Genomic DNA, 15,946 nt, shown 5'->3' on the forward strand with positions numbered 1-15,946 from the left:
TCTGATACCATGGGTGCAGAATGCTGGAAGGCCTATCGCATGAGCTGCGGACTTCTGCAAGGATGAGCAATGGAGTGATGACAAGATGAGCAATAGCCGCTTCAGCGGAACGGTGCCCGACATTGTACCCGCTAACCGGATGCAGGGGCTGCCAGAGCAGTTTTTTGCCAAACTGGTCGGTAAAGCCAACGCACAGGCCGCACGCGGCCGGGATGTAATCAACCTTGGTCAAGGTAACCCTGATACCCCGACACCTGCGCATATCGTAGAAGTGATGCAGCAAGCGTCCGCGGACCCGAAATATCACCGTTATCCCCCTTTTCGCGGTTATCCTTTTTTAAAGGAAGCTGTGGCTAAGCGCTACAAGGAGGACTACAACGTTGACCTTGATCCGGAAACTGAGGTGGCTATTCTGTTCGGGGGCAAAACAGGGCTGATCGAGATCAGTCAGTGCCTGCTGAATCCTGGGGATCTATGCCTCGTGCCAGATCCCGGTTATCCCGACTATTGGTCCGGCGTGTCCCTCTCTGGAGGGCGTATGTCCTTTATGCCGCTGCGCGAGGAAAATAGCTTCCTGCCGGATTACAGAGCGATCAGCGATGCTGACCGCCAAGACGCCAAGTTGATGTTTTTCAACTATCCGAACAATCCAACTGGAGCCGTAGCTACAGCGGAGTTCTACCGTGAAACAGTCGAATTCGCTGCAAGTAACGGAATCGTCGCGGCAAGCGACTTCGCCTACGGCGCGCTCGGCTTCAATGGTCAACGCCCCATCAGTTTCCTGGAAACTCCGGGAGCCAAAGACGTTGGAGTTGAGTTTTACACTCTTTCTAAAACGTACAATATGGCCGGCTGGCGAGTTGGTTTTGCGCTCGGCAATGCGAAGATTATCGAGCTGATCAACCTGATTCAGGACCATTATTTCTGCAGCCTGTTCGGCGGCATTCAAGAAGCTGCCGCTGCCGCGCTGAACGGTTCGCAGCAATCGGTGCGGGAGCTAGGCGCTAAGTATGAGTCCCGACTGAATGCCCTATTCCAAGAGCTGGATCGCATCGGCTGGAAGGCCGAGCGACCGGGCGGCTCCTTCTTCTGCTGGCTGCCTGTGCCGCAAGGTTATACTTCGGCAGAGTTCGCTGACCTTGTACTGGAAAAAGCCGACGTTGTCGTCGCGCCAGGCATTGGTTTCGGCACCCACGGCGAAGGTTATGTGCGGCTCGGCCTGCTTACCGATGAGGATCGGCTGCGCGAGGCGATCGCACGAATCGGGAAGCTCGGGTTGTTCGGCTGAACGGGCTCCATCCGGGTTCCTTTACGGCTTTACAGTGATCGGGCGTCATGGTATGCTGGTTGCAATCATAAAACTCAAGACGCTATGAAGGGAAATGCCAGACATCAGCGGCGCATCAGAGAGCAATCTCCATTGGCTGGGAGAGATTGCAGCGCTCGCCGTCTGCACCCGTCCCGGAGCGCCCGGCGAGGAGCCGGACAGCGCCCTCTGTTACAAGGGCCCCGAGAGGGACGGCATTTGCCGTCCAAGTTTAAGGTGGTACCGCGGAAGCTGAAGCTTTCGTCCTTTAGAGGACGAAAGCTTTTTTTTGTATGCTGACCCATTGCTCGGTGGAAAAAGTGAATCAGGAGTTGACAGTTAACATGAACGGACAAAGACGCATCATCAAAATCGGGAGCAGCTCGCTTACGAGTCCCGAAGGCGGATTGAACAAAAAACAGCTGGCGTTTTATGCCGCTGAGTTGGCATCCCTGCATCGGCAAGGCCATGAGGTGCTGCTTGTCACTTCCGGCGCAGTAGCGGCTGGCTTTAAAGTAATCGGCTACGAATCCAGACCCAAGCTGCTGCATGAAAAACAAGCGGCCGCTGCGGTCGGCCAGGCGCTGCTGATGCAGGCTTATCAGGAGGCTCTTGCCTCAGAAGGCATCCGCTGTGCGCAGCTGTTGCTGACGCGACCGGATTTTACGACTCGGGGCCGTGGCCGCAATGCGATGATGACGATTGAAGAGCTGCTGCGACAAGGGGTCATCCCGATTATTAACGAAAATGATACCGTATCGACGGATGAGCTTAAATTTGGCGATAACGATATGCTCTCGGCGCTGGTCGCCAATCTGGTCGGGGCTGGGCAGCTCATTATTATTACGGATACCGACGGGCTTTATACCGCCGATCCGAGGTACGATCCCAATGCCCGCAAAATCGAGCGCGTTGAGGAAATTACCGGTGAGCTGATGAGTCATGCCGGCGGCGCTGGCACTAGCGTTGGTACCGGAGGCATGCGCTCCAAAATCGAAGCAGCCCGCATCGCCATGCGCGGCGGCGTACCGGCCTTCATCGGGCGCGTGCTGGAGCCCGGCGAGTTGCAGCTGGCCGCTGACGGACGCGGCAAAGGCACCTATTTTGATTCGCAGAAAAATCATCTTCCCGTCAAAAAGCAATGGCTCGGCTTCCACTCCACGCCAAGCGGCCGAGTTGCGGTTGATGAAGGCGCGAAGAACGCACTTATAAATGGAGGCAAAAGCCTGCTGCCTGCAGGCGTAACTGAAATTAGCGGCGAATTCCATCCCGGCGATGTCGTCGAAGTGACGGATGGGGGGGGCAAGCTGATCGGCCGCGGCATCGTCAACTATGCCGCTTGGCAGCTGCGTGCAGCGGCCGGCCTTAGCTCCGAGGAAGTCCGCAGACGGATCGAGGTCAATCGGATTGAAGTCATCCACCGCGATGAATGGATTACGCTGGCTTGACGCGGCATTTTGGACACGATGATTAATAAGGAGGAACTATAGATGAACAGCAATTCTACGTATACCTCGCCAAGGGCCGAAGCAGAGGATAAAGCGGCAAAAGCCAGAAAAGCAGCGGCCAGCCTTGCCGTTCTCACAACGGAGCAAAAAAACGAAGCTCTTGAGCTCATTGCAGCCGCTTTGGTTCAACGTACACCGGAGCTGCTTGCAGCCAATGAAATCGACTTGCAACGCGGCCGCGAGGGCGGTACCCCCGCTTCCCTACTAGATCGGCTGAAGCTCACACCGGAGCGCATCGTCGGCATCGCCGAGGGCGTTCGCCAGGTCATCGTTTTACCCGATCCTGTTGGCAACACCTTGCAAAACATCCAGCGTGCGAACGGCTTGCAGATTACACAGGTGACCGTGCCGCTCGGCGTCATCGGGATGATTTATGAAGCACGGCCTAATGTTACCGTGGATGCAGCATCGCTTTGCTTGAAAACCGGCAACGCCGTTGTACTGCGCGGCGGCAGCGCCGCCCTGCAGACGAACCTCAAGCTGGTCGAAGTGCTGCGCGGCGCACTGGCAGGCTCGGCCCTCCCACCTGAAGCGTTGCAGCTCATCGAAGATCCAAGCCGCGCTTCTGCTGATGCTATGCTAAAACTGAACGGCTTGCTGGATGTCATTATTCCACGCGGCGGCGCAGCTCTCATTCGCAACGTTATCGAGAATGCAACCGTGCCTGTCATTGAGACCGGCGCTGGAATCTGCCATACTTATGTCCATGAAGATGCGGATGTCGAGATGGCTCTCCCTATCGCACTCAACGCCAAAGTGCAACGGCCATCGGTATGTAATTCCATGGAGACGCTGCTGCTGCACCGTGAATTTGCTGCGGCACATCTCCCCCATATAGCTGGCGCGATGAAGGAAGCTGGCGTTGAGCTGAAGGGCTGCGCGGAAACGGTTAAACTTGCCGGAGACGCAGCACAATTTCAGCTGGCGACCGAGCAGGACTTTGCAACAGAATACAACGACTATATACTGAACATTCGCGTGGTGAGCAGCCTCGAGGAAGCGCTGGAGCATATTGAGCAGTTCGGCACTCGTCACTCGGAATGCATCGTTACAGCTAGCGATGAAGCCGCTTCGGCGTTCCTCGATCGCGTAGATGCCGCCGCCGTTTACCATAATGCTTCAACCCGATTCACGGACGGATTTGAATTCGGCTATGGCGCGGAAATCGGCATAAGCACGCAGAAGCTGCATGCTCGCGGCCCGATGGGCTTGCCTGCACTCACCTCAACCAAGTACCGTATCCAAGGCAACGGTCAGATCCGGGGGTAATCGCTCTACTGGGTCGACGTGTTCGTCCCGCCTCGGATCACTTTTTCCAACGTTATTCAGCCCTAAGCGGCTTACCGCATATCAGACACAAGGAGGCACCTATTCATGACTATGCATACTGCCGCAGACTCCGCTGCGGCTTCAGCTTCACAAAACTCGCAGCTGCAGCAGCTGCGCTTCTGCTTCTACGGTGCAGGCTCAATGGCGGAAGCCGTTGCACGAGGCATGACCGAGCGCAAGTTATGTCCGCCGGAGGGAATCGGCATGTTCAACCGCAGCGGCGGTCCCCGTCTGGCTGAACTTCGCTCACGCTACGGCCTCACAACCGCTGAAACACCAGAGGACAAATCACGAATGCTTGCCGAAGCCGATGTCATCATTCTGAGCATGAAGCCGAAGGACGCCGAGGAAGCCATTCGTTCCGTGAGCAGCATCCTGCGGGAAGGCCAGTTGATCGTCTCCATGATTGCCGGTCTGTCCATCCGTACGATTCAAGCTTTAATCGGCAAGCGGCTGCCGGTCGTCCGCACGATGCCGAACACCTCCTGTTCCATCGGTCTTGGTGCCACTGGCATCAGCTTCTCGCCGGATGTCAGCGTAGAGCAGCGCATGATCGGTGAACAGCTGTTCCGTTCGGTCGGTCTCACTGTGACGGTCGAGGAAAATCTGCTGGAAGCTGTTACTGGCGTCTCCGGCAGCGGCCCCGCCTACCTGTACTACATCATGGAATCCATGATTAAGGCTGGTGTTGAGCTTGGACTGGACAGCGCGTTATCTCGTGAGCTTACCGTGCAAACGATGCTTGGCGCTGCTGAGATGATGCGTGTGACGGGCGAGGAGCCTGCTGAGCTACGCCGCCAGGTGACAAGTCCCGGCGGTACTACGCAAGCCGCGATTGCTCTCATGGAGGAGCATGAGGTCGGACTGCATTTTCGCAGCGGCATGAAGCGTTCTGCAGAGCGAGCGGCCGACATTGGACGCGAACTGGAAAGGAGTGTTCTTGGTGACCAACACGAATCTTAACGGATTAACTGGCATGTGCGTCGCGACATATCGCGTGCATGATGATGGGGCTGATTTTGCCAAAAAAGCTCTGTCCATCGCAGTTGGCCTCACGGTCGGCAGTTGGACCGATCTTCCTGAGCTGCGCAAAGCAGAGATGGAAAAACATCTCGGCCGAGTGCTGTCAGTCGAGGAGCATGAAGGCGACGGCTCTCCCGGGGGCCGCCACGCCGATATTCGCATCGCCTACCCGGACATCAACTTCAGCCGGGATATTCCGGCGCTGCTCGTAACGGTGTTCGGCAAACTGTCGATGGACGGCCGCGTTAAGCTCATCGATCTCGACGTTTCAGAAGGCTTCCAAAGTGCATTCCCCGGTCCGAAGTTCGGCATCCAGGGTGTGCGCGGCCTGCTAGGCGTCCATGACCGCCCGCTGCTTATGAGCATTTTTAAATCGGTTATTGGCCATGATCTGAAAGGGTTGGAAGAGCAGTTCTACCAGCAGGCGCTGGGCGGTGTTGACCTGATCAAGGATGACGAGATTCTGTTCGAAAATGCGGAAACCGGCATCGATCGGCGTGTAACCGTCTGTATGGAAGCGGCCCGCCGGGCGTCGGAGCAGACGGGACAAAAGCTGCTCTACGCCGTCAACCTGACGGGCCCTACGAGCAAACTTGCCGATCAAGCCCGCCGCGCAATCGCGGAGGGAGCAAACGCGCTGCTGTTCAATGTGCTCGCCTACGGCTACGATGCTCTGCATGAGCTGAGCGCCGACTCCACGATTAATGTACCGATCGCAGCGCATCCAGCGCTGGCCGGGGCGTTTTATCCATCGCCGCATTACGGCATCGCCGCCCCGCTCTTGCTCGGCAAGTTGATGCGACTCGCTGGCGCGGATCTTGTGCTGTTCCCATCGCCATACGGCTCCGTCGTTATGCCAAAGGAGGAAAACTTGGCCATCCGCGAGGCATTGCTCGATGAAACTCGCCCGATGCGGACCAGTTTCCCTGTCCCTTCCGCTGGCATCCACCCTGGACTCGTGCCGCTCCTAGTGCGTGACTTCGGTCTGGATTCCGTCGTTAATGCCGGCGGCGGCGTACATGGTCATCCCGGAGGCGCAGCCGCCGGCGGACAGGCATTCCGTCAGGCTATAACAGCGGCGATGAGCGGAGTTCCGCTTCAGCAAGCGGCTGCCGAGCCAGGCCATGAAGCGCTGCGTGCAGCTGTGGAAGCTTGGGGCGTTCGCGAAGCTTAAGCAAATGCATTTACGAAAGAAGGCATAAAAGCATGAATCATGAGTCAGCCCGCAGTGGAACAGCTATACATACAGAGGTTTCCTCAGCGGCCAAAAAACGCGTTATCTTCTGCGATTTTGACGGAACGATAACCGAAAACGATAATATTATCGCGATAATCAAGCATTTCAACCCCCAGGGTTGGGGAACGCTTGTGAAAGATACCATTGAACAACGAATGTCTATCCAACAAGGAGTGGGCGACTTGTTCCGCCTCCTCCCGGCTTCCATGAAGGAAGAGGTCATCCGTTTCTCCATCAGCAACGCCGTTATCCGCGATGGGTTCCAGGAATTGCTGGACTATTGCCATGAAGAAGAGATCGAATTTTTCGTGACGAGTGGTGGCATTGACTTTTTTGTATATCCGCTGCTGCAGCCATTTGGCATTCCTCAAGATCATATCTATTGTAACCGTGCGGATTTTACTGGTGAAAGAATCGAGATTCTGTGGCCGCATTCCTGCGATGAACATTGTCCAAACGGCGGCTGCGGCATGTGCAAAACAGCGGTCATCCGCCGTTACCCGGCCGAGTCCTATGAGCGGATTCTTATCGGCGACAGCATCACCGACTTCGAAGGTGCGAAGCTGGCTGATCAGGTGTACTCCCGCTCCCATCTTACGCTCAAATGCCGTGAGCTCGACCTTCCACACCATGAGTTCGCTACCTTCCATGGTGTTGTTGCCAGCCTGAAGGAGCGCCAGCACTCCAAGAAAGAAGGGATATAACATGTCATTTCAGGAATTCCAACCGAAGCTAGAGGACAAACAACGCGCTTATGCCGAGCTGGCCGAGGTGAAAGAGTTATTCGCCTCTCGCGGCTGGTTCGCCGGAACAAGCGGTAATTTATCCGTGCGCGTCGGGGATTACAATCCCGGCAGCTTCCAGTTCGCCATTACAGCGAGCGGCAAGGATAAGTCCAAGCACACGCCGGGGGACTACTTGCTCGTCGACCAAAATGGCAAGCCATGCGAGTCCACCGCACTGAAGCCCTCTGCCGAAACGTTGATTCATTGCGAAATTTACCGTTTGACCGGAGCGGGAGCTATTTTCCATATTCATTCCATTTTCAGCAATGTGATCTCGGAATGGTTCTGGGAGCGCCGCTCCGTGCCCGTCACCGGCGTTGAGCTGATCAAAGGTCTCGGCATTTGGGAAGAAGAAGCTCATATCGAGATTCCCATCGTTCCTAACTTTGCCGACATTCCGCGTATCGTGCCCGAAATTACCGATGTGCTGAACCCTCGCCTGCCAGGTGTGCTGCTGCGCAAACACGGCATTTATGCTTGGGGAGCAGATGCCTTCGAGGCGAAGCGTCACCTGGAATCGTTTGAATTCCTGTTTGAATATGTGTACCGCTGGGAGCTGCTGAATAAAACTCGCTCTTAAGCTAAATGGCCATGCAGGGGCTCCCTGCATGGCCATTTTTTTAATTGGAATTCCGTGAAGGTAAGGATTCCGCGGCTTCGAGCAGCCGCTCCACTCCCTCAGCGATACTTTTCTCTCCTAGCAAGGAGTAGCTAATTCGAATCCAATCATCCATTTCTCCAAAAGGATCGCAGATGCTGCCGGGAACAAAAGCGGCGGACAGCTCCAGACTGCGGGCAAGCAGCTGCTCTGCAGATATTTCTTTTGGAAGCTGGATCCAAAGATTCAAGCCTCCTTCTGGACTCCTCCATTTCCATCCGCTGTGCTCAAAAGCATGCTCCATAGCTTCCTTGCGTAAGCGAACAGCAAGTCTCAATTTCTCAATATGCTCCTGCATGCGATGGGAGAAAAAGAAGGAATGGAATATTTTCTGAGCGAGAACTGGAGTTCCCGCATCGGCCAGAGCCTTAATCGGACGGATCGCCTCCATGACCGATGGGCGTGCAATCAACATAGACATGCGTAAACCAGGGGCAATGTACTTGCTATAGCTGCGAATATAAACGACATAACCTTCCGTGTCGTAATAGAACATTGGCGGCGGTGGCGGCTTATCGAAATATAGATCATGATAAACGTCATCCTCCACTAAAATGCAGGAATAACGCTCCGCCAACTCGATCAGCGCTTTGCGCTGTACAGTCGGCACCGTGTATCCGGTCGGATTATGAAAAGTGGGATTCAAATAAAACATCCGCGGCTTCTCCACCCGCATTAGTTCCTCAATTCTCCCCAAGTCGTATCCTTCAGGGGTCAGATCTACTGGAAGCATGCGGATTCCCTGCTGCTGAAACAGATCGATTGCCGGACTATACGTCGGGCGCTCGATTAACACCTTATCCCCCCGCTTAACCAAAGCGCGTGACACCAAATCTATCGCTTGCTGCGAGCCAGAGGTGACCATAATTTCTTCCGCTGTCGCTTCAATTCCATGCCGAACCCGGAAATACTCCGCCATCGCTTCCCTTAACGCGAGGTCTCCCATAACAGTTGAATAAGTGCTCAGCACCATCGGATGTCGGTCGAGCACCTCTTTGGCGTGGCTGGCAAGAAAACGGTTAGGTAGCAATGTCGGATCGAGGAGCGCCTCAGACATTCTATACATCACGGGAAAGCTGTGTATATCCGATAATCGGCTGCGATTGCGGTAACCCGGCCGGGCCGCATAAGCCCAATGCCCCTCCTGTCCTCCTGCAGGAAGTCCCACCCCCGACTCCCGGTTCCGTACATAATAACCGGAGCGGTATCTGGACTCCAGCACCCTCTCTTCCTCTAACCGGCTATAAGCCTTAAGGACCGTTAAACGATGTACGCCAAGCCTCTCCGCCATCACGCGCACGGAAGGAAGCCGCTCGCCCTCCTTCCATTCACCGGTTCGCAGTCCCTCCAGCACGGCTTCCTCCACCTTAAGCTTCATCGAACGACCCTCAGATTGCCCTTTTTGCTCTTGTTGCTCTTTTTGCTCCATGATTCCGCCTCCCCTCCGTTGTTATCCTCCGGTTTCCGGTTAATCCTTTCTGTTCTAATCTTAATTAATCTGTTCTAACTGTCAACTGTTATGATGCCTCTACTATGGAAAAGCCGTCCAAACACCTAACAGGACGCCATAAGCATTGAACAGCGGGAATTCATCATCGGGGCTCTACATTCATCAACGACTAGCACAAGGGGGAAGCATCATGGTTTTGTTCAATTATGTAATTATGTGCATGGTTTTCGGTACGACTTTTCTAGCTATCAAGGTTGGCGTAGAAGCGGGGCTGCCGCCATTTCTATCGGGCGGTATTCGTTTTGTGGCAGCTGGAGCTATCATTTATGCCTGGCTGATGTGGCGTCGCAAAGCTTCACTTTCACTGCTTTTTCGCAAAGAGGTGCTGCTGATCGCAGCAGGTAGTACGTTTACGACGTTCTCGGCGCTCTATTGGGCGGAACAGCATATCGACTCCGGCATGGCTGCCGTGCTGTCAGCGACAGGCCCGATTGCGATTATAGTGATGCAGTCGCTTGCGCTAAAGCAGCGTATTTATCGAATGGAAAAGCTCGGCTGTGCGCTCGGTTTTGCTGGAGTAGTTGTGCTCATGCTTCCGAATCTGTCGGGTGGAAATGACGGCTTGTGGCTCACGGCTTGTTTACTCGTTCTGCTGAGCTCGTTTGGATATGCAGCCGGAAGTCTCTTGACGAGACGTGTACTGCTGCGTAATCCCGAGCAATCTCCTATCGTCCTCAACGCGGCTCAGATGGTCGTCGGTGGAGCGGGACTACTGCTTTTATCCGCATTAATGGAACGTCCCTCCTCAGCCTCTATCGCTTGGTTACCCGCCACAGGCTCGCTGCTGTATCTGATTGCCGTTGGCTCCATGTTAGGACATAGCTTGTTTGCCTGGCTTATAAAAGCGACCAATGCGTTCTTTCCTTCTACGTGGCTGTACGTTTCCCCGGTCATAGCGTTAAGTATTGGCGCAATTGTATTCGGGGAGCAGTTGACACTCTTCTCGATTTGCGGAAGCCTGCTCGTACTGGCTGGCGTCGTTTTGCCCAAGCTCAAGGAGTTGAAAGCCTATGTTTCTACACCGTCCCAGCGCCGGAAAAAGGCAGCTTGAGTCTAATCGCAATTAAAATCAAAGGCCGTCCAGTCCCCCTTTTTTAGGGGACTGGACGGCCTTCAATAAATTCTATCACTCGCCCACTCTTACGCGCGGAAGCCTCTCAAAAACTGCACGGCTGCGGCAATATCTTGCTCCGGTTGTGCGCCTACCTCGCGCTCGATTGTCAGGTAACCCGTGTAACCGATGTCCTGCAGCGCTTTGAGATAGTTCGGCCAGTCCACTTTGCCTTCGCCTAGCGGTACCTCGCGGAAATCATCGCCTTCCTCGGCTTCAACCGCAAGTTTCTCATGGCTCATCGCTTCATGCTCGAAGCCGAGCATGCCATAAACTTTGCGGGGGTCCACATTTTCCTTGAGCTTAATGCCATCCTTGGCATGGGTGTGGACAATATAACTGCCCAATGTGTATACGCCTTGCACCGGGTCGTCGCCTGTCACCATGACCATATTGGCCGGATCAAAGTTGACGGACAGACCATTCGTACTCAGCTTGTCGAGGAACTCCTTCAGATGCGTCGCACGCTCCGGACCGGTCTCAATCGCGAAGTAGGCGTTTTTGCTGCTTGCATAACGGCTGATCTCATCGCAAGCTTGCAGCATCGTTTGGTAGATTTCACTGTTTTCATCATCTGGCACGATTCCGATATGCGTGGTGACAATGTTACATCCCAAATCAAGCGCCAGATCTAGAATACGCTTGGATTTCTCGACCTTCCAGACGTTCTCTTTTTTATCCTGGAAGCCATGTCCTGCCAAATCACCAACAAGCGCGGAAATGGTGAGGCCGAGAGAGTCGATGTATTCGCGCAGCTCCCTGCGGTTGGCCGCATCGAGACGGTCCGGGTCCATTTCACCAGATACAGCATAGATTTGTACGCCGTCTGCGCCGACTTCTTTCGCCTTGCGCAGCCCTTCACGAACGCCTACCTGGAAGCTGTCCACAATTACGCCGATCGGATTCTTAATAGCCATATTAAAAACCGCCTTTACTCATAGTGTAAAATTACCGTTTCTCGATAGCGATGATTCTGTAAAAGATGACTTAGATTGCAGCACCGAAACCAGCTCCGATGAGCATATTCATCCCATAGTTCTATCTTAATAACCTATCGCCTAACGGACTAGAACTGCATTGCCGAGTAGTTGGATTTTTGTGCGGAACGCAGGCGGAGCGTAGGCAAAACGCAAGCAGGAGCCCGCCGCAGATGCGGACGAGCTCCTGTTAGAACAAATTCAACGGCGCTAGCTTCTTAGCCGACCGTTACCCATTCTCCGCGCTGATCAGCAGAGGCGATTTCGGCGCGTACAATGGCGATAGTGTCCTTCGTGCTTTGACCGTCCGCTTCCTCAATTGGCGTACCGTTCAGCAGAGACTCTACGAAATACTTGATTTCGTAATAGTACCCTTGGTTATCCGACAGCTCTGCAACATAACCCGGAGCATCATTAGGATTCACACGCAGCTGATTGTTGACGAACTGCAGATTACCATTTTGGAAAGTGACGCGGAAGCCCATCTCAAAGCCGAAATCGCCGTTCAGCGTCCAGTCCACCTGAGTGTGGATGACCGCATCTTGCGAGTAACGATAATTCGTCGACACAATGTCATATCCGCTGCCTGGGATGACATTAACTGCGTTTGTGGAAACAGCTTCCGGCTTGCCGAACAGCCAGTTGACGACATCGGTATCATGCACATGCATGTCCAGAAGAGCACCGCCGCCTTTGTCCTTTTCGAGCACCCAAGGGCCCCAAGTCGGTGTCCCGCCGCCGCGGTAGAAGTAAGCATAGGTTACTTTTCCAAGTGAACCTTCGTCGATAAGCTTTTTCAGCTCAACATAGGCAGGCCAGAAGCGCAGGCATTGGCCAATCAGCAGCGATTTGCCAGCTTGCTCAGCTGCCTGGATCATCGCGTCACACTCATCTGTATCCATAGCCATCGGTTTCTCGCATAATACATGCACGCCTGCTTCCAAGCATTGAACTGTCACTTGGCGGTGTAGGAATGTTGGCAAAGTAATATCTACCGCGTCCAGATCCTCTTTTTCGAGCATCTCGGCAATAGAAGTATATTGGGCAAAAGCCGTCAAATCCACGACCGTACTGCCTGCGTCGAGATTGCCTCCGCCTCCACCTCCTTGCAGCTTAACCGGGTCGGCGTCGCAGATCGCGACAACCTTAACCTGCACACCTTCTTGCTCCAGCCGCAAATAGTTTTCGAGATGAGCCCGTCCCATGAAGCCAAGTCCAATCATACCAATTCGAATCATTATTTTTTGCTCCTTCCGAGAATGGCATCCATCGCTGCCGAAGTGTTGTATACGATTTGAACGCTATGATGCGTATAAGGCGGGATCATTTCGGCGGTGACAAAGCTGTCATAGCCGATTGCTTCCAGTTCACGCACGACGGCAGGATAGTCCACATCGCCAGCAAGCAGATCAACGAAGCCATGAAGTCCGCCAGCCGCGCGGCGGTAATCTTTGAAGTGAACCTTTTTGATGCGAGAGCCGAGAATTTGAATCCAATGCTCTGGATAACCGGAGTAAACGACGTTGCCTACATCGAAGTAGGAGCCGACATAATCGGAACCGACCGCATCGATGAAACCTCTCATCTCTAGCGGGGACAGCAGGAATTTGTTCCACACATTTTCAACACCAATGTTGACCTTGAGCTTCTCTGCTTCGGATGCCAGCTCCTGGAACGTCTCCAAGGCGCGTTCATACGCTTTATCATAGGCGACTACCGGAGCGCCAGGAATGAAATCGACACCGACTGCACCTGGCACAACCAGAATCGTATCCACTTCAAGAAGGGCTGCGAATTCGAGCTGCTTGCGGATGATGTCCTTCGCCTTGTTGCGGGTAGCCTCGCTGTCGCTCGTTGGCGGATAGGACCAGTACAAACCGCTCGCCAGGCTGGACAGCTCCAGACCCGTATCGCGTGCAAGTTGCAAATAACCGAGAACTTCCTTGTCGCTGCTTTCCAGGCTAAGCTGACCCGTTTCTTCCAGAGCAAGCTCAATACCGTCGAATCCAGCGTCCTTGGCGATGGCGATGCTTTGCTCAACCGTAGTGCCAGCCGGGAAGGACCATGCGTTAATTCCTTTTTTCATGAAGTGCAGCCTCCTCTTCTATTTCCTAACGTTTATACCTTGGATTATAGACCGAAGAAAGCGTTTTGAATTTATCATTTTGGCCGCTGTTTTTGCATTTTCGTGGTACGATAGAGGCATAACGTCCTGATGGAGGAAAACCAAACATGAATTATATTCCATTACACCTTAAACAGGACTTACAAGTCGACGAATTGATTTCCTTGCATTATTTTGAATACCCAAAGGGCTTTTTGTTTGAGGGTGAGTCGCATGATTTTTGGGAGCTATTATATGTGGACAAGGGCGAGGTAGAGGTGCGTGCCGACGACAGGCTGCTTGTTCTGCAGCAAGGCACCATCGTTTTCCATAAACCAGGGGAGTTCCATACGGTCCGAGTGGACAGCAAACATCGACCGCCTAACCTGATCGTCATCGCTTTCACCTGCTCCAGCCCGCTCATGGAGAAGCTTCACGACCGGGTGGACGTTCTTCAAGAAAGAGAGGTTGGTTGGCTGTCGATTCTGCTGCAAGAGGGATTTGCGAGTTTCTTGCCGCCCTTTCATGACCCGAAAACTCACCAGATTCGGCGCAATCCTAATGCTCCGCCTACTTCGGAGCAGATGTTCCGGCTCTGTCTTGAGCTACTGCTGATCAGTCAGATTCGCAGCGCTGATGCTGCTGGGGGACGTGACAACCGGCGATCGGCCACTCCGGCCATGCGCGCGGCTGGACAAGATACAATCGATAAGCTGAAAGCTTTTATGGGAGAGAAGCTCGGGGAGACGTTAACGCTGGAGGATCTATGCCAGGCGGCCCATCTTGGGCGCACCCGACTCAAAGAGCTGGTGCAGCTGCATAGCGGCATGGGGCCGATGGAGTTGTTCCGCCAGATGAAGCTGGAGGAAGCGAAGTCAATGATCCGCGAGCGCAGTTATAGCATGACGGAAATTTCGGCACGGCTGGGGTATTCCAGCTTGCATTATTTTTCCAGAGACTTCAAACGTGCTACTGGCATGCCGCCATCGGAGTATGCTCGCACAGTCGAAGCTCTGCTGGGATGAATATGGGTTAGGTCTTGCTAGATAGAGACGGGGGAACGGGATGCTTCGCAATAATCTGCTGTCATTGGCGGCGCATGCAATAGTGCTGATCTTCAGCGGCCTGCTTAGTAGCATGGCGGGCCGACAGCCCCTATGGATTTATTTCGTTGTCCTTCTCTCTTTTTTCGGATATGCACTCTTCGGCTATTTGTACATGCATCAGATGCGAACCAGCCTCCAAAACTTTGCTTCCGTCTCGTTGGCGAGTCTAATCGGCTTACTAATCGGGGTGTATTGCTGGAGTTTCCCAAGCCTGATGGGATTTAATTGGATGATCTTTCTCTTTTACAATCTATACGCTTTTTTGCTTGCTGATTTTGTTCCGTTTTCTCCTGAGCCTAAGCTAACGATTTGGTTTTTCATTGTTCCGAGTCTGTTTTTATGGATCGGCATGGGGTTAAACAGCCGGAAAATGTATCCAAGTAAGAAAATAAAGGATTAGACTGTCTCTAGAAATTGAAACAGCGACAGTCAAGGACGAAAAAATAGTCCTTGACTGTCGCTGTTTTATTGAACTAACCAAGCGATCGTCATCGTTAAAGTTAAAGAAAACGTATCATTTCACCGTCATTTGTTTATTAAGAACGATCGATATTTTGTAGTTTGCATATTCGTTTAAACCCAACAGAAATTGATCTAAGTGTTCATTAGATTGGAATCTGCACTCAAGAATATAACAACCATCCCCACTTATTTTATAATTATTTAATACGTGATTCTCTTGTGTTCTCACAAATGCTAGAAAAGTTTGATGATGAGGGCTATTCGTATAGATCGTAATAAAAGAGTGCATATAATACCCAAATTTAGCTTGATTGACCTTAATGGTATACCCCTCTATTACCCCTTTATCGCTTCATTGCTACAGTGAATGGCTGATGTCTGTTCAATAGAGAAAGTGAGCATACTGACTATTAAGAATAATAATAGGGTGGTATGTAGGATGTGGACTTCATTAAGTCATAACGAAAACCTAATTTCAGACCTGTTCAACGTTGCATTAGCCCTTGAAGAACCATGGAAATTAACCCATATTGAGTACGACGATCAAGATGAATCTTGGTCTTTATTTATTGATTTTGAACGGGGAGCCCTGTTTCCATGTCCTAACTGCGGAGCTGCATGCAAGGCTTACGATGCAGAGAAAAAAATGTGGCGCCATCTCGATTTCTGGAACTGGAAAACTTATATGCATGCCAGAGTTCCAAGAACCCACTGCAAGAGCTGTAATAAAGTAATGCTAGTACCTGTGAAATGGTCACGTCCCAAGTGCATAAGCCGGTGGACAAACGCAACAGTGTAGGGCTGTCATAATCGCATTAAAGGCTTTCAAC

Annotated in this window: 14 protein-coding genes and 2 pseudogenes; 11 read left to right on the top strand and 5 right to left on the bottom strand. The window is 52.9% G+C overall.

Features of this window, described 5'->3' with window-relative positions; all coding sequences use genetic code 11:
• Positions 1 to 85: 85 nt before the first annotated feature.
• The 7 genes from CGZ75_RS07885 to mtnB all read left to right on the top strand — a co-directional run bounded on the left by CGZ75_RS07885 (position 86) and on the right by mtnB (position 7,768).
• Positions 86 to 1,288 carry a pyridoxal phosphate-dependent aminotransferase gene (locus CGZ75_RS07885; protein WP_089523658.1) on the top strand — a complete coding sequence of 401 codons (1,203 nt, stop codon included), beginning with the start codon at positions 86 to 88 and terminating at the stop codon, positions 1,286 to 1,288.
• A 362-nt stretch (positions 1,289 to 1,650) separates the two neighbouring features.
• On the top strand, positions 1,651 to 2,754 hold the full coding sequence (gene proB, locus CGZ75_RS07890; RefSeq protein ID WP_245850742.1) for a glutamate 5-kinase: 1,104 nt from the start codon (positions 1,651 to 1,653) through the stop codon (positions 2,752 to 2,754).
• A 42-nt stretch (positions 2,755 to 2,796) separates the two neighbouring features.
• Positions 2,797 to 4,083 (top strand): glutamate-5-semialdehyde dehydrogenase, encoded by a 1,287-nt coding sequence (locus CGZ75_RS07895; protein WP_089523660.1) that lies wholly within the window; start codon positions 2,797 to 2,799, stop codon positions 4,081 to 4,083.
• Positions 4,084 to 4,188: 105 nt separating this feature from the next.
• Entirely contained in the window at positions 4,189 to 5,106 is a 918-nt protein-coding gene (proC, locus tag CGZ75_RS07900; RefSeq protein ID WP_089523661.1) for a pyrroline-5-carboxylate reductase, read from the top strand.
• 13 nt (positions 5,107 to 5,119) lie between these two features.
• Positions 5,120 to 6,340 (top strand): 2,3-diketo-5-methylthiopentyl-1-phosphate enolase, encoded by a 1,221-nt coding sequence (locus tag CGZ75_RS07905; RefSeq protein WP_089524611.1) that lies wholly within the window; start codon positions 5,120 to 5,122, stop codon positions 6,338 to 6,340.
• 32 nt (positions 6,341 to 6,372) lie between these two features.
• Positions 6,373 to 7,107 (top strand): 2-hydroxy-3-keto-5-methylthiopentenyl-1-phosphate phosphatase, encoded by a 735-nt coding sequence (locus CGZ75_RS07910; RefSeq protein ID WP_089523662.1) that lies wholly within the window; start codon positions 6,373 to 6,375, stop codon positions 7,105 to 7,107.
• A 1-nt stretch (position 7,108) separates the two neighbouring features.
• Positions 7,109 to 7,768, top strand: a complete 660-nt coding sequence (gene mtnB / locus CGZ75_RS07915) for a methylthioribulose 1-phosphate dehydratase (protein ID WP_089523663.1) — start codon at positions 7,109 to 7,111, stop codon at positions 7,766 to 7,768.
• 40 nt (positions 7,769 to 7,808) lie between these two features.
• Here the strand turns inward: mtnB and CGZ75_RS07920 are convergent, their stop codons facing one another.
• The gene (locus CGZ75_RS07920; RefSeq protein ID WP_245850743.1) at positions 7,809 to 9,275 is read right to left on the bottom strand and encodes an aminotransferase-like domain-containing protein; all 1,467 of its coding nucleotides are present in this window, start codon (positions 9,273 to 9,275) and stop codon (positions 7,809 to 7,811) included.
• A 211-nt stretch (positions 9,276 to 9,486) separates the two neighbouring features.
• Here CGZ75_RS07920 and CGZ75_RS07925 point away from each other — a divergent pair, with 211 nt between their 5' ends.
• Positions 9,487 to 10,407, top strand: coding sequence for a DMT family transporter (locus CGZ75_RS07925; protein ID WP_089523664.1), 921 nt, complete (start codon positions 9,487 to 9,489; stop codon positions 10,405 to 10,407).
• 89 nt (positions 10,408 to 10,496) lie between these two features.
• Here CGZ75_RS07925 and CGZ75_RS07930 read toward each other — a convergent pair whose 3' ends face one another.
• The 3 genes from CGZ75_RS07930 to CGZ75_RS07940 form a co-directional block, all read right to left on the bottom strand.
• Entirely contained in the window at positions 10,497 to 11,384 is an 888-nt protein-coding gene (locus CGZ75_RS07930; RefSeq protein ID WP_089523665.1) for a sugar phosphate isomerase/epimerase family protein, read from the bottom strand.
• A 278-nt stretch (positions 11,385 to 11,662) separates the two neighbouring features.
• Positions 11,663 to 12,682, bottom strand: a complete 1,020-nt coding sequence (locus CGZ75_RS07935; protein ID WP_089523666.1) for a Gfo/Idh/MocA family protein — start codon at positions 12,680 to 12,682, stop codon at positions 11,663 to 11,665.
• Positions 12,682 to 13,530 (bottom strand): sugar phosphate isomerase/epimerase family protein, encoded by an 849-nt coding sequence (locus CGZ75_RS07940; protein WP_089523667.1) that lies wholly within the window; start codon positions 13,528 to 13,530, stop codon positions 12,682 to 12,684. Before CGZ75_RS07940 ends, CGZ75_RS07935 begins: the two co-directional genes overlap by 1 nt.
• Before the next feature lie 146 nt (positions 13,531 to 13,676).
• Here CGZ75_RS07940 and CGZ75_RS07945 point away from each other — a divergent pair, with 146 nt between their 5' ends.
• Together CGZ75_RS07945 and CGZ75_RS07950 are read left to right on the top strand one after the other, a co-directional pair.
• Positions 13,677 to 14,573 (top strand): AraC family transcriptional regulator, encoded by an 897-nt coding sequence (locus CGZ75_RS07945; protein ID WP_089523668.1) that lies wholly within the window; start codon positions 13,677 to 13,679, stop codon positions 14,571 to 14,573.
• 40 nt (positions 14,574 to 14,613) lie between these two features.
• Positions 14,614 to 15,054 carry a hypothetical protein gene (locus CGZ75_RS07950; protein ID WP_089523669.1) on the top strand — a complete coding sequence of 147 codons (441 nt, stop codon included), beginning with the start codon at positions 14,614 to 14,616 and terminating at the stop codon, positions 15,052 to 15,054.
• Between the two features lie 114 nt (positions 15,055 to 15,168).
• On the opposite strand, the pseudogene CGZ75_RS07955 reads toward CGZ75_RS07950, so the two are convergent.
• Positions 15,169 to 15,465, bottom strand: a pseudogene (locus CGZ75_RS07955) (Lrp/AsnC family transcriptional regulator); the annotation flags it as partial.
• A 90-nt stretch (positions 15,466 to 15,555) separates the two neighbouring features.
• On the opposite strand from CGZ75_RS07955, the pseudogene CGZ75_RS26435 reads away from it, so the two are divergent.
• Positions 15,556 to 15,828, top strand: a pseudogene (locus tag CGZ75_RS26435) (transposase family protein); the annotation flags it as partial.
• Positions 15,829 to 15,946: the final 118 nt, after the last annotated feature.

Source organism: Paenibacillus herberti (assembly GCF_002233675.1).
Lineage (GTDB): Bacteria > Bacillota > Bacilli > Paenibacillales > Paenibacillaceae > Paenibacillus_O > Paenibacillus_O herberti.